The organism is Bradyrhizobium sp. CCGUVB4N, from assembly GCF_024199945.1.
Taxonomy (GTDB): Bacteria; Pseudomonadota; Alphaproteobacteria; order Rhizobiales; family Xanthobacteraceae; genus Bradyrhizobium.
The window spans coordinates 5,454,030-5,467,862 of record NZ_JANADP010000001.1; the positions used below are offsets into that span (position 1 = coordinate 5,454,030).

General features: G+C 64.8%; 11 protein-coding genes. 6 read left to right on the forward strand and 5 right to left on the reverse strand.

Annotated features, from left to right (window positions below):
* The first annotated feature begins 6 nt into the window (after positions 1-6).
* The gene (locus NLM31_RS25120) at positions 7-228 is read left to right on the forward strand and encodes a DUF2842 domain-containing protein (protein WP_254131909.1); all 222 of its coding nucleotides are present in this window, start codon (positions 7-9) and stop codon (positions 226-228) included.
* Here NLM31_RS25120 and NLM31_RS25125 read toward each other — a convergent pair.
* Complete coding sequence (locus tag NLM31_RS25125; protein ID WP_254194011.1) at positions 218-1,261, reverse strand: polysaccharide deacetylase family protein; 1,044 nt, start codon at positions 1,259-1,261, stop codon at positions 218-220. The two genes, NLM31_RS25120 and NLM31_RS25125, sit on opposite strands and share 11 nt — an antisense overlap.
* A gap of 129 nt (positions 1,262-1,390) precedes the next feature.
* Here NLM31_RS25125 and NLM31_RS25130 point away from each other — a divergent pair, with 129 nt between their 5' ends.
* Positions 1,391-2,572: a GNAT family N-acetyltransferase gene (locus tag NLM31_RS25130; RefSeq protein WP_254194012.1), complete on the forward strand. Its 1,182-nt coding sequence runs from the start codon at positions 1,391-1,393 to the stop codon at positions 2,570-2,572.
* A gap of 199 nt (positions 2,573-2,771) precedes the next feature.
* On the opposite strand, the gene NLM31_RS25135 is transcribed toward NLM31_RS25130, so the two are convergent.
* On the reverse strand, positions 2,772-5,018 hold the full coding sequence (locus tag NLM31_RS25135; protein WP_254194013.1) for an exopolysaccharide transport family protein: 2,247 nt from the start codon (positions 5,016-5,018) through the stop codon (positions 2,772-2,774).
* A 202-nt stretch (positions 5,019-5,220) separates the two neighbouring features.
* Between NLM31_RS25135 and NLM31_RS25140 the strand changes: the two genes are divergently transcribed.
* From NLM31_RS25140 to NLM31_RS25150, 3 genes are all read left to right on the forward strand, one after another.
* Complete coding sequence (locus NLM31_RS25140) at positions 5,221-6,354, forward strand: glycosyltransferase family 4 protein (RefSeq protein ID WP_254194014.1); 1,134 nt, start codon at positions 5,221-5,223, stop codon at positions 6,352-6,354.
* A 119-nt stretch (positions 6,355-6,473) separates the two neighbouring features.
* Positions 6,474-8,021, forward strand: a complete 1,548-nt coding sequence (locus NLM31_RS25145) for an undecaprenyl-phosphate glucose phosphotransferase (RefSeq protein ID WP_254194015.1) — start codon at positions 6,474-6,476, stop codon at positions 8,019-8,021.
* A gap of 163 nt (positions 8,022-8,184) precedes the next feature.
* A complete protein-coding gene (locus NLM31_RS25150; RefSeq protein WP_254194016.1) occupies positions 8,185-9,447 on the forward strand; it encodes an O-antigen ligase in 1,263 nt (420 codons plus the stop codon).
* A gap of 65 nt (positions 9,448-9,512) precedes the next feature.
* On the opposite strand, the gene NLM31_RS25155 is transcribed toward NLM31_RS25150, so the two are convergent.
* Positions 9,513-9,983: a MarR family winged helix-turn-helix transcriptional regulator gene (locus tag NLM31_RS25155; RefSeq protein WP_254196260.1), complete on the reverse strand. Its 471-nt coding sequence runs from the start codon at positions 9,981-9,983 to the stop codon at positions 9,513-9,515.
* A gap of 148 nt (positions 9,984-10,131) precedes the next feature.
* On the opposite strand from NLM31_RS25155, the gene NLM31_RS25160 reads away from it, so the two are divergent.
* On the forward strand, positions 10,132-11,328 hold the full coding sequence (locus NLM31_RS25160) for an FAD-dependent monooxygenase (protein WP_254194017.1): 1,197 nt from the start codon (positions 10,132-10,134) through the stop codon (positions 11,326-11,328).
* Positions 11,329-11,442: 114 nt separating this feature from the next.
* Here NLM31_RS25160 and NLM31_RS25165 read toward each other — a convergent pair whose 3' ends face one another.
* Positions 11,443-12,624, reverse strand: a complete 1,182-nt coding sequence (locus NLM31_RS25165) for a trans-acting enoyl reductase family protein (protein WP_254194018.1) — start codon at positions 12,622-12,624, stop codon at positions 11,443-11,445.
* Between the two features lie 29 nt (positions 12,625-12,653).
* Complete coding sequence (locus NLM31_RS25170) at positions 12,654-13,832, reverse strand: trans-acting enoyl reductase family protein (RefSeq protein WP_254194019.1); 1,179 nt, start codon at positions 13,830-13,832, stop codon at positions 12,654-12,656.
* Position 13,833: the final 1 nt, after the last annotated feature.

The window sequence follows — 13,833 nt, forward strand, 5'->3', positions numbered from 1 at the left end:
TCCGCCATGACGATCCGTACCCGCAAGTTCCTCGGCGCCATCCTGCTCCTGGTGCTGGCCACGGTCTGGGCCCTGCTCGGCATGGCCGCGGCGCAGATGCCGTGGATCGCCGAGTCCGGCTGGCGTCAGGCGATCTACTACGTGGTGGTCGGCATGGGCTGGGTGCTGCCGGCCATGCCGATCGTGAGCTGGATGCAGCGGCCGGACCGCGCCAAGACTAGCTCGTAACGCTGCCCGTCGGTTTCACCGGCGCAAACGCAACGCCGGACACCAGCGCGCGCATCATGCGCAACGAGCGCACCCGTCCGTCCCAGGAAATCCGCGGCAGTGCGCGCAGATTGGTGCGCCCTTCTGCGTCCACAATGCCGGGGATGGTCGATACCGCGCTGGCAAAGCCGGCCTCCTCCGCCATCACGACGTGACTGCGCCGGAACGAGGCGCGGTCGCCGAACGGAAACGCCAGATGCCGGATCTCGCGGCGGAACGACGCTTCGGCCACCGCCTTGCCCATCGTCATCTCACGCAACGCGGCAGCGTCCTTCATGTTGGCAAGAACGGGATAGTTCACGGTCGCACTGCCGATCGTGACATGCGGATCGGCAGCCAACTTGGCCAGATCCTCCCAATCCATCGACGCCTCGCGCGAGAGTGCAGCGAGATCGATCCGGTGGCGCGTGCAGAGATCGGCGATCGCGGCTGATAAATCCGCCGGCGCCAGCGAGCGCAACCAATTCTCGAGATGCGAAAACAGCGCCTGCTTGCCGGCACGATCCGTGACGGTGAAGCGCTGCTCCTTGTCACCCATCATCAGATTGATGCGGCTCTCGCGCGCGATCACCTGCTCGAGCCCGAGCCACCACGCCTCGCCGACGCCATCGGGAAAGGCGGTGGGAACATAGAGCGTGAACGGCACGGCGTGGCGCGCCAACACCGGATAGGCAAAGCTGATGAAGTCCTTCGGCACACCGTCGAAGGTGAGCGCCACGAAACGCCGCTTCTCCGGCAGCGTCACCGCGCGCCGGCAGACCTCGTCCATGCCGAGAAAATCATAATTCCAGCGCTTCAACGCGCGAATGGTGCGATCGAGAAATTGCGGCGTGATCTCGTTCCGGCGCAGCGGCTGGAACGCGCCGCTCCGCCGCGGTCGCACACGTTCGAAACGCAGGATTGCGCCTGCGCCACGGCTGCGCAGCAAGGGCTGCCCCGTGAACCAGGCCAGTTCGAGCCGCAACCGCCCCAGCCATCTGTCGTCGGATGCCAATATCCCACCTTCGCGTTCGCCGGCGGCCTGTTCCCTCAGCTATAGTCATTACCCTTTGTTGACATTTATTTGCAAAGGTCGGCCACGGGCCGAAATACGTATTTTTCGTTTTCTCGACAGGTTTCGCGAATGACCATGGCTGCGGCGATGCAAAGCCGGACGGCAGAATCGCCAGCGCGGTCGAAAGCGAGCCGTATCGCGCATGTCGACCTCATCAGCGATATCGCAGAGATCGAGGCGGTCTGGCGCGCCCTCGAGGAGCCCGGTCATCTCTTCACGCCCTATCAGCGGTTCGATCTTTTGGGCTCATGGGCACGATGGGTCGGGGAACGCGAAGGCGCCCGCCCCTTCGTCGTGATCGCTCGCGACGCCGAACAGGCACCGCTCGTGCTGCTTCCGCTCGCGCTGCGCCAGGCCCACGGTGTGCGCACGGCCTGCTTCATGGGCGGCAAGCACACGACCTTCAACATGGGGCTGTGGAACGCCGAGTTCGCTGCACAGGCAGTGACCGCCGATCTCGACGCGCTGTTCACGCCCTTGCACGATCAGGTCGACGTGCTCGCGCTGACACAGCAGCCGAAGCGCTGGCACGACCAGCAGAACCCGTTCGCACTGCTGCCGCAGCAAAGCGCGATCAATGGCTGCCCGCTGCTGGCGATGGAGCCGGGCGGCGCGCCCGCATCCCGCATCAGCAACTCCTTCCGCCGCCGGCTGAAGAGCAAGGAAAAGAAACTCCAGACGCTCGCCGGCTATCGCTACCACCTTGCCACGACGGACGCGGACGTCACGCGCCTGCTCGACTGGTTCTTTCGCGTCAAGCCGGTCCGGATGGCGGAGCAGAAGCTGCCGAACGTCTTCGCCGAGCCGGGCGTCGAACAGTTCATCCGCAGCGCCTGCCTCGCGCCGCGCGGCGAAGGCCGTGTCATCGACATCCACGCGCTCGAATGCGACGACGAGGTGATCGCGATCTTCGCCGGCGTCGCCGACGGCCAGCGCTTCTCGACGATGTTCAACACCTACACGATGTCGGAGCACGCGCGCTACAGCCCGGGCCTGATCCTGATGCGCTACATCATCGACCGCTACGCCGAGCGCGGCTATCGCTCGCTCGACCTCGGCATCGGCACGGACGAGTACAAGCGCATGTTCTGCAAGGACGACGAGGACATTTTTGACAGCTTCGTGCCCCTGACCTCGCGCGGCAAGCTCGCAGCCATGGCAATGTCTTCGCTCAACCACGGCAAGCGCCTGGTCAAGCAGAACCAGATGCTGTTCGACCTGGCACGACGGCTACGGCAGGCGTTCGGTTAGCAGGCTCAAGCCTTCTTAGACTCTATCGACCTGCTGCCCTTTCCTTCTCCCCTTGTGGGAGAAGGTGGCGCGAAGCGCCGGATGTGGGGTATCTCTCCGCACGCACCAATGGCGAATGGGACTCGCGGAGAGAACCCCTCACCCGTCTCGCCGCTACCGCGGCGAGCCCCCCTCTCCCACAAGGGGAGGGTAAGAAACGTCAAGCCGCCACCACGCGCGGCGGCGTCTCGCCGGCATCGGACGGCTGCACCGGCCGGCTCAGCATTGTCACCTCGCTGAAGCCGACGGCCTTGAGCTGCTCGCACATCAGCACGCGTGCATCCGCCTCCATCGACGGATCCGGCACCACGACGGCGCAGGCATTCGCCGTCAGCAGCTCTGCAGGCAAGTCTTCGGCACTGCCGGCGTCCACGAGCACGTGGTCGTAGGCGCGAAGCAAGGCATCGATCGCCAGCGTCACACGCGGTGACTGAAGCAGGCTGCGATCGAAACCGGGCCGACCGGCCATGACCAGGTGCAGCCGCGAGAGCTTGTCGCGCGTGATGATTTGGGCGAACGAGGCCTGCCCCTGCATCAACTCGGCAAGACCGGGCGCCGTCGGATCGACGGACACCGCGGCAATCGTCGGTGAGGATGCGGCAAGATCGACCACGACGACACGCGCGTCGCGCGCCAGATGGCGGGCGAGCGTCAGCGTCGACAGCATGATGGCATCGCCCGATGCGGTGCCGAGCACGGTGACCTTCTTCGCCCCCGCTCCTGCGGCAATCAGGCTTTCGGCCAGCTGCCCGATCTCGGCGAACTCGCTGACATCGGCATTGGCCGTCATCGATGGCTGGAGCGGCGCCGGCTCGATCTCGACCTGATCGACAACCGGCTCTTGACGAACCAATGCCGGCGCGAGCGTGGCCATGGCACGCGGCGCGGTCTGGCGCAACAGCTCACCGGTGACGACGAGGCCGGACGAGAGCAACAACGTTGCCAGCGTCGCGATCAGCACGATCGGCAGCTTCTTCGGATAGGCCGGTGTGTTCGAGACGATGGCGCGCGAGATGATGCGGCCTTCCGCGGGCGCGGTGTCGATGGACTCGCGCGCACTCGCCTCGCGATACTTCCCGAGATACGTCTCGAGCAGATCGCGCTGCGCCTTCGCTTCGCGCTCGAGTGCACGCAGCTGGACATCCTGGCCGTTGGTTGCAGCCGCCTGCTTCTTGAGCTGCTCGAGGCTCGCCGTCAGTTCGGTGACCCGTCCGCCGGCGGCACGCGCATCGTTTTCGAGCGCGCGGGCAATCTTCGCAGCTTCGTCCCGGATCTGAGTGTCGAGGTCGGCGAGCTGCGCCTTTAATTCCTTGATACGCGGATGGTTGCCGAGCAGCGTCGACGATTGCTCGGCCAATTGGGCCCGCAACGCCACGCGCTGTTGGGATGGGTTGCGCACTGATTCGGAGTTCAAGACTTCCGATGATTCAATCGGCTTGCCGCTCTGGATCATCTCGCGGATCAGCCGGGCCTTGGATTCGGCATCGGCCTTCAGCGCGCGCGCATTGTTAAGCTGGGTGTTGATCTCGCCCATCTGCTGGTTCGACAGCGTGGTGTTGTTGGTGCCGACGAAAAGGGACGATTTGGAACGGAAGTCCTCGACCTTGGCTTCAGCGTCGGAGACCTTCTTGCGCAGCTTCTCGATCTCGACTGAAAGCCACTCGCTGGCGTTGCGGGCCTGATCCTGGCGGGCATTCTGCTGCAGCACGAGATAGCCGTCAGCGATCGAATTTGCGACGCGTGCGGCGAGATCCGGATCGGCGGACTGGAATTCGACCACGATCACGCGCGACTTGTCGACGGCGTAGGCCTGGAGGCGCTCGTAATAAGCGTCGAGCACCCGCTCCTCCGGTGTCATGGAGAACGGATCGCGGCCAATGCCGATCAGCGCCGCCAGCGACTTCAGCGGCGAAATGCCCTGCAGCACCGGATCGAATTCGGGGCGCTCGGCCAGCTTGTTCTTCTTGATGATCTCGCGTGCGAGGTCGCGCGACAGCACGAGTTGCACCTGGCTGGTGACGGCCTCGGGGTCGAGTGCCTGCCGCTCCTCGGTGCTGCGGTCGCTGCTCGGCCGCAGGAAGACGTTCTCGCGACCATCGATCAGGATGCGCGATTCGGACTTGAAGCGCGGCGTGATGAGATTGACGATGGCGACGGATGCGACGAGTGCCAGCACCGTCGGCACGATGATCCAGCCGCGCTTGCGCGCGAGCGCGCCGCCAAGCGCGTGCAGATCGATGTCACCAGATTCGGCTGGCGCGGGCTGCGCAACGACCGGTGCGGGCCTGGCTTCAACCCTGGGCTTGGTCTCAGGCTTAGTCTCAGGCTTGGCTTCGTGCTTGGCCTTCGAAACGGCCCGCTCGATGACGGCCCTGTCCTTGCCGGCACGCCAGAACGCTAAACGCATCGAACACTCCCGCAGGGCAACGCCACTCGTGTACCTCAATGGGGCCGATTACACTCCATTAAGGTTGCCGCTGGGTTAATCGCACCGTCCCGCGGGCAGCGCACGCGCGCTCGTCACCGTTTGTTAACCACGAGGGTCCTTAATCCCTCTCGATATTTCGAGAACATTGTTCGGCATTCGCCGTCGAGCGCTGGTTGTGATCATGCCCCCCTCTCCCGACCAGCCGCTTCGCATCCTGCACGCCGTGCGCGCGCCCGTCGGTGGCATTTTCCGGCACATCCTCGACCTCGCCAACGGTCAGGTCGATCGTGGCCATCATGTCGGGATTCTGGCCGACAGCCTCACCGGCGGCGACCGCGCGGACAAAGCGCTGGCCGAACTCGCGCCGCGGCTGAAGCTCGGCGTGCATCGGCTGGCGATCCGCCGCGAGCCCTCGCCGGAGGACTTTCTGGTGTGGCTGCGGATGCGCCGCCTGATCGCCGCACTCAAGCCCGACATCATGCATGGCCACGGCGCCAAGGCCGGCGCCTTCGTGCGCATGCGGCGACGCGCGGACGATACCATCCGCATCTACACCCCGCACGGCGGCTCGCTGCACTATCCCCTCAACACCCTGAAGGGCGAGTTCTACGCGCGGCTCGAACGTACGCTGATGGAAGCGACGGACCTGTTCCTGTTCGAGAGTGCCTTTGCCCGCGACACCTATCAGCGCATCGTCGGCACGCCCAAGGGCGTGGTGCATTGCGTCTTCAACGGCGTGACGCCGGAGGAGTTCGAGCCCGTCGCCATCACGGACGACGCCACCGATCTCGCCTATGTCGGCGAGTTCCGGCACATCAAGGGCGCCGACCTGCTGATCGATGCGGTGGCCCGGCTGCATGAAGGCGGCAAGAAAGTCACGCTGACGCTCGGCGGCGACGGCGAGGAGACGGCGGCGTTGAAGGCCCAGGTCGAGCGGCTCGGCCTGACGGACGCGATCCGCTTTATCGGCCACGTCAAGGCGCGTTATGGTTTTTCCAAGGGACGGCTGCTGGTCGTTCCCTCGCGCGGCGATTCCATGCCCTATGTCGTGATCGAGGCGGGCGCAGCCGGCATCCCCATGATCGCGGCGCGTGTCGGCGGCATTCCCGAGATCTTCGGATCCGAGAGCCCGGCCCTGTTCGCGGCGAGCAACGCCGAAGCCATGGCCGAAGCGATCGCGGCCGCGCTCGACAATCCGCAAGGAACCGCGCAACGCGCGACCTCCCTGCGCGAGCGAATCTCGGCGCATTTCTCCCAGCAGGCGATGGTCGACGGCGTGCTCGCGGGTTACCGCGACGCATTTGCAAATCATTAACTATCCTTAGGGCCGCTTTAGAGAATCTTCCGATTTGTCCGATAATCGAAGCGCCAGGGGATGCTTGCCCGGGGACGCACAGTCGCGTCCACGGGTCTTTGGAATGGACGTGGACGCCCGTGGAACCGCTCAACGCACGCTCGATGCTCGATGCCGCGGCCAGCGCCGCGGCTAAGCCGGCTGACCAGCCCTTTATCGAACGCCGCCGCCGCCTGACGCCGGCCGCACTCGACGTCGTGAACCAGAAGGTCGCACGCGCCTATTCTCCGATCGTGATCGCCGGCTTTGCGCGCGCGATCGATTTCGTGCTGCTGAGCGTGGTCGGCATCGCCGTGTATGTTGGCTACGTCATGCCGGTCGTCGGCTTCAGCTGGGTCTATCCCGCAGAGATCATCGCCATCGCGGTCGCCGCCGTGGTCTGCTTCCAGGCCGCCGACATCTATCAGGTCCAACTGTTCCGCGGGCAGCTCCGGCAGATGACACGGATGATCTCGTCCTGGTCGTTCGTCTTCCTGGTGTTCATCGGCATTTCCTTCTTCGCCAAGTTCGGCAGCGAGATGTCGCGGCTCTGGCTCGCCGCCTTCTACTTTCTCGGGCTCGCCGCGCTCATCGCCGAACGGCTGGTGCTGCGCTCGCTGGTGCGTGCCTGGGCGCGCGAGGGCCGGCTCGACCGCCGCACCATCATCGTCGGCTCCGACAGCAATGGCGAGCAGCTCGTCGAGGCGCTGAAGGCACAGGAAGATTCCGACATCCACGTGCTCGGCGTGTTCGACGACCGCAACGACAGCCGTGCGCTCGACACCTGCGCCGGCGCGCGCAAGCTCGGCAAGGTCGACGACATCGTCGAATTCGCCCGCCGTACCCGGGTCGATCTGGTGCTGTTCGCACTGCCGATCTCGGCGGAGACGCGCATCCTGGAGATGTTGAAGAAGCTCTGGGTGCTGCCGGTGGACATCCGCCTCTCCGCGCACACCAACAAGCTGCGCTTCCGCCCCCGCTCCTATTCCTATCTCGGCGAGGTGCCGACACTCGACGTGTTCGAGGCGCCGATCACCGACTGGGATCTGGTGACGAAATGGCTGTTCGACCGCGTCGTGGGCAGCGTCGCGCTGCTCGTGGCGCTCCCGGTGATGGCGCTGGTGGCATTGGCCGTAAGGCTCGACAGCCCCGGCCCCGTCCTGTTTCGCCAGAAGCGGTTCGGCTTCAACAACGAGCGCATCGACGTCTATAAATTCCGCTCGATGTATCATCACCAGGCCGACCCGACGGCTTCAAAGGTCGTGACCAAGAACGATCCGCGCGTCACCCGCGTCGGCCGCTTCATCCGCAAGACCAGCCTCGACGAACTGCCGCAGCTGTTCAACGTGGTGTTCTCCGGCAATCTCTCGCTCGTCGGCCCGCGTCCGCATGCGGTGCAGGGCAAGCTCCAGAGCCGCCTGTTCGACGAAGCCGTCGACGGCTATTTCGCCCGCCACCGCGTCAAGCCCGGCATCACCGGCTGGGCCCAGATCAACGGCTGGCGCGGCGAGATCGACAACGAAGAAAAGATCCAGAAGCGCGTCGAATTCGACCTCTATTACATCGAGAACTGGTCGGTGCTGTTCGACCTTGCCATTCTCCTGAAGACGCCGCTCTCGCTGCTGACCAAGAACGAGAACGCGTATTGAGTTGGTGGTTTCAAGAACGCGCTGTCATCGCCCGGCTTGACCGGGCGATCCGGTAAACGCCGGCGGCGAACGTCGCCACTGACAGCGCGGAGTACTGGATGCCCCGCCTTCGCGGGGCATGACGGCGGAAGTTGTGTGTGTGTGCGAGTAGCGTGAGCGTATAATGGCCTATGCGGCGACTGCCGGTGGAATGAAATTGGCCGCACCGGCCGCGCCCGGCGTGCTGGCCCTGCAGCGCGCGCTGGTATGGCTGGTCGGCGCGTCCGGTGCGATCGTCTTCATCGAGCCGAGCCCCTACGAGATCGCGACGCTGCTCGCCACCGTCGCCTTCTTCGCCACCGGCCTGCGGCTCAAGCTCGTGCTGATGCCGCTGGTGCTGGCCCTGGTCCTGCTCAATGTCGGCTACACCATCAGTGCGATTCCGCTGCTCGACCAGTCCGAGGTCGCAAGCTGGATCGCGACCTCCTGGTACATGGCGGTGACCGTAGTGTTCTTCGCCATGGTGACCTCCGAGGATACGGCGGCGCGGCTGGACATGCTGCGGCGCGGCCTCGTGGTCGGCGCGATGATCGCTTCGCTTTCGGCGATCGCCGGCTATTTCAACCTCGTTCCCGGCGGCCACGATCTCCTGACGCTCTACGAGCGCGCACGCGGCACCTTCAAGGACCCGAACGTGCTTGGCGCCTTCCTGATCCTGCCGGCGCTGTTTGCGCTCCAGAGCGTGGTCTCCGACAAGTTCGCCAAGGCGCTCCGCAACGTCATAGCTTTCGGCATCATGTCGCTGGCGATCCTGCTCGCCTTCTCCCGCGCCGCCTGGGGCGGGCTGGTCCTGACCTCGGCCTTCATGCTGGCGCTGATGGTGCTGACCAGCCGCACCAACGCACAGCGCTCGCGCATCATCATCATGGCCATCGTTGCAGTGGTGCTGGGCCTCGCCCTGATCGCGGTGCTGCTGTCGTTCGACTCCGTCGCCGAGATGTTCAAGCAGCGCGCGAGCTTCGACCAGAGCTACGACGAAGGCCGCTTCGGCCGGTTTGGCCGGCACATTCTCGGCGCGGAGATGGCGCTCGACCTGCCGTTCGGCATCGGTCCTCTGCAGTTCCACCGCTTCTTCCCCGAAGACACCCACAATTCCTATCTGAACGCCTTCATGTCTGGCGGCTGGCTCTCCGGCGTGTGCTATCCCGCGCTGGTCTTCACCACCGTCATCACGGGCTTCCGCCACATCTTCGTCCGCGTGCCCTGGCAGCGCGCTTATCTCGCGGTGTTCTCGGCCTTCGTCGGCACCGTCGGCGAAAGCTTTGTGATCGACACCGATCACTGGCGGCACTTCTGGATGATGCTGGGCGCGATGTGGGGCATGATCGCGGCCGCACAGGCCTACAAGATCAGGGACATGACCGTTCCGATGGAATCGGAACGGTAATGTCCCGATTCTATTTTGACACGTCTTCTTGACGCGAACCGGTATCCGCTTCGCTCGAAAACGCTTTAGCGAGGATGCTTCTTCAGCTTGAGCGCGGGCCGCTTCTCCGGCGGCGTATCGAGCAGGCCCTTCAGCGCCGCGGTCGCCGCGAGCACGCCCTTGTAACCCTCATTGGCAAAACGCAGCAGTAGGCGCAGTTCGTCGTCGGAATAGGCGCTCCAGACCTTCTCCATCGCCTGCTGCATCGGCACATAAAGCTCGCCGATTTTCATGGCCGTCTCCGGCACGACGGCGATGAAGACCTTGCGCCGATCGGCCTCGTCCCGTTCACGGCGCACGAGGCCAGCTTTCTCGAGCCGATCGACCACGCCGGTGATGGCGCCGGTCGTGAGCCCCGTCACCTCGGCGAGCCGGCCCGCGGTCACGCGCCCCTCGAGATAGAGGATGTCCATGCATTCGAGGTCGGAGTTGGCAATTCCGGCCACGTTCGCAACGGCTTGCCCATAGAGCACACCCTGCGCCGACGACCGCCGCATCGCCTCTTCCAATTCTCCCAGCAGCGCCGCGCGCGCCTTCGCCCTTGACAAGGCTCACCTCATATCTTAGTCGATATATATCTTAGCCACTAAGAGATTTAGTGACCGTAATTTCTCCTAGCACCACGGAAACGTCGGGAGCAAGCCAATGCCTCATCGTCCCCGCAAAGCCCTGATCATCGGCGCCGGCATCGCCGGGCCCGTTGCAGCGATCCTGCTGCGCCGTGCCGGCATCGAATCCGCGATCTACGAAGCCTGGCCCTACTCCAAAGGCATCGGCGGCGGCCTCCAGATCGCGCCGAACGGCATGCAGGTGATGGACGAGATCGGGCTTGCGGGAGAGCTGATCAGCCGTGGCTCGATCGCGGAGTCCTTCGACTTCTATTCGCAAGGGGGCGACAGGCTCGGCTCGATCAACCGCGACATGGCGCGCCGCTTCGGCCAGCCCGCGGTCAACGTCTGCCGCGCCACGCTGAACGAGATGCTGATCGACAAGGCCTGGTGCGCCTGCGTCTCGCTCTATTTCGACAAACGCCTGATCAAGATCGAGGATCGCGGCGACCAGCCGATCATCGCCTATTTCGCCGACGGCACCACCGCCGAGGGCGATTTCCTGATCGGCGCCGACGGCGTGCACTCGATCACGCGACGCCAGGTGGTGCCGGACGGGCCAACGCCCTTCAACACGGGCCTGCTCGGGTTCGGCGGTTTCGTGCCCCACGCGATCCTCGACGGCCGAACGATCGGCCGGCATGTCGAAACCACGTTCGGGCAGAGCGGTTTCTTCGGCTACGGCTATTGCAGCCCGGATCCGAAGGACGGCGTGATGTGGTGGAGCACGCAACCGGCCCACGGCATGGATGCCGCGATGTTCCGCGCGCTCGACCAGCAGACGCTGAAGCAGCATCTGCGCGGCTTCCATCACGGCTGGCACGATCCGATCCCGGCCATTATCGAGGCGGCCGAGAACATCGTGATCACCGACACGCTCGATGTCGCGACCTTGCCGACCTGGTCGCGCAAGCGCTCGCTGCTGATCGGCGATGCCGCGCATGCAACCAGCCCCCATGCCGGCCAGGGCGCCTCGCTCGCGCTGGAAGATGCGATGCGGCTTGCGCGATTGATGCAGGAGGGCCAGGAGCTGACCGCGACCTTCCAGGCCTTCGAGGCCGAACGGCGCCCCCGCGCCGAGAAGATCGTCGCGATCGCCCGCCGCAACGGCAACAACAAGCGCGAATTCAGCGCCACCGGTGCGTGGGTCCGCAATCAGATGATGAAATGGCTGCTGCCGCTGGGCTCGAAGAGCATGGATTTCATGTACGCGTATGACGCGCGGGCGGCTTAGCACACGAGCAGTGCCGTAGAGTGGGCAAAGGCGCGTTCTTCGCGCGTCGCGCCCACCATCTCTCTCGAATCGCGACAATGGTGGGCACGCTTCGCTTTGCCCACCCTACGGAAGCTATGCCTGGGCTTCGACCTCAAACCTCAGCCCGGCGTGATCGACCAACCGCTTGATCAGCTTGCCCTGCATCGCTGCGCCCGGCGTCCAGAGTCCGGCCGGCACGTCCTGCGCGTCGCGCAGCAGGCAGATCGCGCATTCGGAAATCATCTTCGCCGTTGACGCATAGCCGGGATCGAGATCGCCCTTCACGGCCGCGCGAACCTGACGGCCATCGGGTGCGATCGCGACGTAGAGCAGGTCGTAGTGACCGTTCTCCCGCTCCTCCTTCGACGGCCCTTCGCCGGGCTTGAGCGCCTCGGGGCCGGTCTTTTCACTGTTGGCGGCCATCACGAGCCTGGCGTTGGCCTGGCCTTCATCCCCCGGTCCCGTCAGCACCATCTCGTCGTAGACAAAGTCCCTGCCATACGGAAATCCCATCAGCATGTTGGAGCGATGGACGTTGCGCGTATTGAGCGTCGCCATCGCGAACGGAGCGGACCAGGACTGCAGGTCTTCCTCGAAAACAGGCTTGTTGCCGCGTGGTTGCTTGGGCCCCTCGAAGCCGGGCGTGAAGGCGAAGGGGTTCTTGAGGATCGACACCAGGCTGAGATCCTGCGCCACCGCTGCGAAGGTGACCCGTGCGCTCGCCGAGGTGCCGCCGGAGAACTTCCAGCTGAGATCGCGGACCCGCCCCTTGACGCGGGGCGCCGGCGATCCGAACACGCGCCTGGCTTCCTCCTGAACAAAGAACGCACCCAGCTCGAACGGAATGGAATCGAAGCCGCAAGAGAATATGATGCGCGCGCCGCTCGCCTTGGCGGCCGCCTCATGCCTGTCGATCATCTGCTTCAACCAGATCGGCTCGCCGCAGAGATCGATGTAGTCGGTGCCGGATGCGACGCAGGCGGCAAGCAGATCGGACCCGTAAAGCTGGTACGGACCGACGGTGGTGACGATCAGTTTCGCCTGATCTACCATCGCGCGTAACGATGCAGGATCGGCGGCGTCGGCCACGATGAGCGGCGTGTCCTTGGGTGCGCCGATCGCGTCGCGAACAGATGCGAGCTTGTTTCTGCCGCGCCCGGCCATCGCCCATGTCGGCGCCCCCTGACCGACATAGTGCGAGGCGAGGTACTCGGCCACGAGTTGGCCGGTGTAGCCCGTTGCGCCATAGAGGACGATATCGAACGTCGCGGGCATGGATCACGCTCTCTCAGGCGTCGCAGGCCTCATGCTTCCACGGCGAACGTCAACCCCGCATTATCTTGCAGCCGCTTGATCAGCTTGTGCTGCATCGCTGCGCCCGGTGTCCAGAAGCCGGCCGCGACGTCGGTGACGTCGCGCAGCATGCAGATCGCGCATTCGGAGATCATCTTCGAGGTCGAGCCGTAACCGGGATCGCGGTCGCCGGTGACACCGGCGCGAACCGCACGGCCGTCGGGCGCGATCGCGACATAGAGCAGATTGAAGAGCCCGTTCTCGCGCTCCTCCTTCGAGGGTCCCTCACCCGGCTTCGGCGCGCTCGGGCCGGTCTTCTCGGCGTTGGCCGCCATCACGCGCTTGGCGTTGGCCTCGCCCTTCTCGCCGGGGCCGGTCAAAACCATCTCGTCGTAGACGAAGTCCTGACCGTAGGGGAAGCCCATCAGCATGTTGGAGCGATGGACATTGCGGGTGTTGATCAGTGCCATCATGAACGGCGCGGCCCAAGATTGCAGATCCTCCTCGAGCAGCGGCCTGTTGCCCTTCGGCTGCTTCGGGCCGGTGAAGCCCGGCGTGAGCGCGAACGGATCGCTCAGGATCGCGACGAGGCTCATATCCTTGGCGACGGCGTCGAAAGTTGCCTTCGCGCTCGCCGCGGTGCCGCCCGAGAGCGTGCCGCGCATGTCGCGCACACGGCCCTTCACGCGCGCGGCGGGTGCGCCGAACACGCGCCTGGCCTCTTCCTGCACGAAGAACGTACCGAGCTCGAACGGCACGGAATCGAAGCCGCAGGAGAACACGATGCGCGCGCCGCTTTCCTTTGCAGCCGCCTCGTACTTGTCGATCATCTGCCGCATCCAGATCGGCTCGCCACAGAGATCGAAATAATCCGTGCCGGTGGCGACGCAGGCCGCCAGCAGTTCCTCGCCGTAGAGCTGGTACGGGCCGACCGTCGTGATCACCGACATCGTCCGCTCCGCCATCGCTTTCAGCGAGGCCGCATCGGAGGCATCAGCGACAATCAGCGGCGTGTCCGCGGATGCGCCGATCGCGTCGCGCACGGATTTCAGCTTGTCGAGGCTGCGACCTGCCATCGCCCATTTGAGCTGCTTGTCGTTCTTGTAATGCGCCGCCAGATATTCGGCGACGAGCTGACCGGTGAAACCGGTCGCGCCGTAGACGACGATGTCGAATTTCGCAGAGCTCATG

What these genes read in the sequence shown, in the direction of transcription:
- NLM31_RS25120 (WP_254131909.1), top strand. Translation starts at nt 7, where the DNA reads ATGACGATCCGTACCCGCAAGTTCCTCGGCGCCATCCTGCTCCTGGTG.
- NLM31_RS25130 (WP_254194012.1), top strand. Translation starts at nt 1,391, where the DNA reads ATGACCATGGCTGCGGCGATGCAAAGCCGGACGGCAGAATCGCCAGCG.
- NLM31_RS25135 (WP_254194013.1), bottom strand. Translation starts at nt 5,018, where the DNA reads ATGCGTTTAGCGTTCTGGCGTGCCGGCAAGGACAGGGCCGTCATCGAG.
- NLM31_RS25140 (WP_254194014.1), top strand. Translation starts at nt 5,221, where the DNA reads ATGCCCCCCTCTCCCGACCAGCCGCTTCGCATCCTGCACGCCGTGCGC.
- NLM31_RS25150 (WP_254194016.1), top strand. Translation starts at nt 8,185, where the DNA reads ATGGCCTATGCGGCGACTGCCGGTGGAATGAAATTGGCCGCACCGGCC.
- NLM31_RS25155 (WP_254196260.1), bottom strand. Translation starts at nt 9,983, where the DNA reads ATGCGGCGGTCGTCGGCGCAGGGTGTGCTCTATGGGCAAGCCGTTGCG.
- NLM31_RS25160 (WP_254194017.1), top strand. Translation starts at nt 10,132, where the DNA reads ATGCCTCATCGTCCCCGCAAAGCCCTGATCATCGGCGCCGGCATCGCC.
- NLM31_RS25165 (WP_254194018.1), bottom strand. Translation starts at nt 12,624, where the DNA reads ATGCCCGCGACGTTCGATATCGTCCTCTATGGCGCAACGGGCTACACC.
- NLM31_RS25170 (WP_254194019.1), bottom strand. Translation starts at nt 13,832, where the DNA reads ATGAGCTCTGCGAAATTCGACATCGTCGTCTACGGCGCGACCGGTTTC.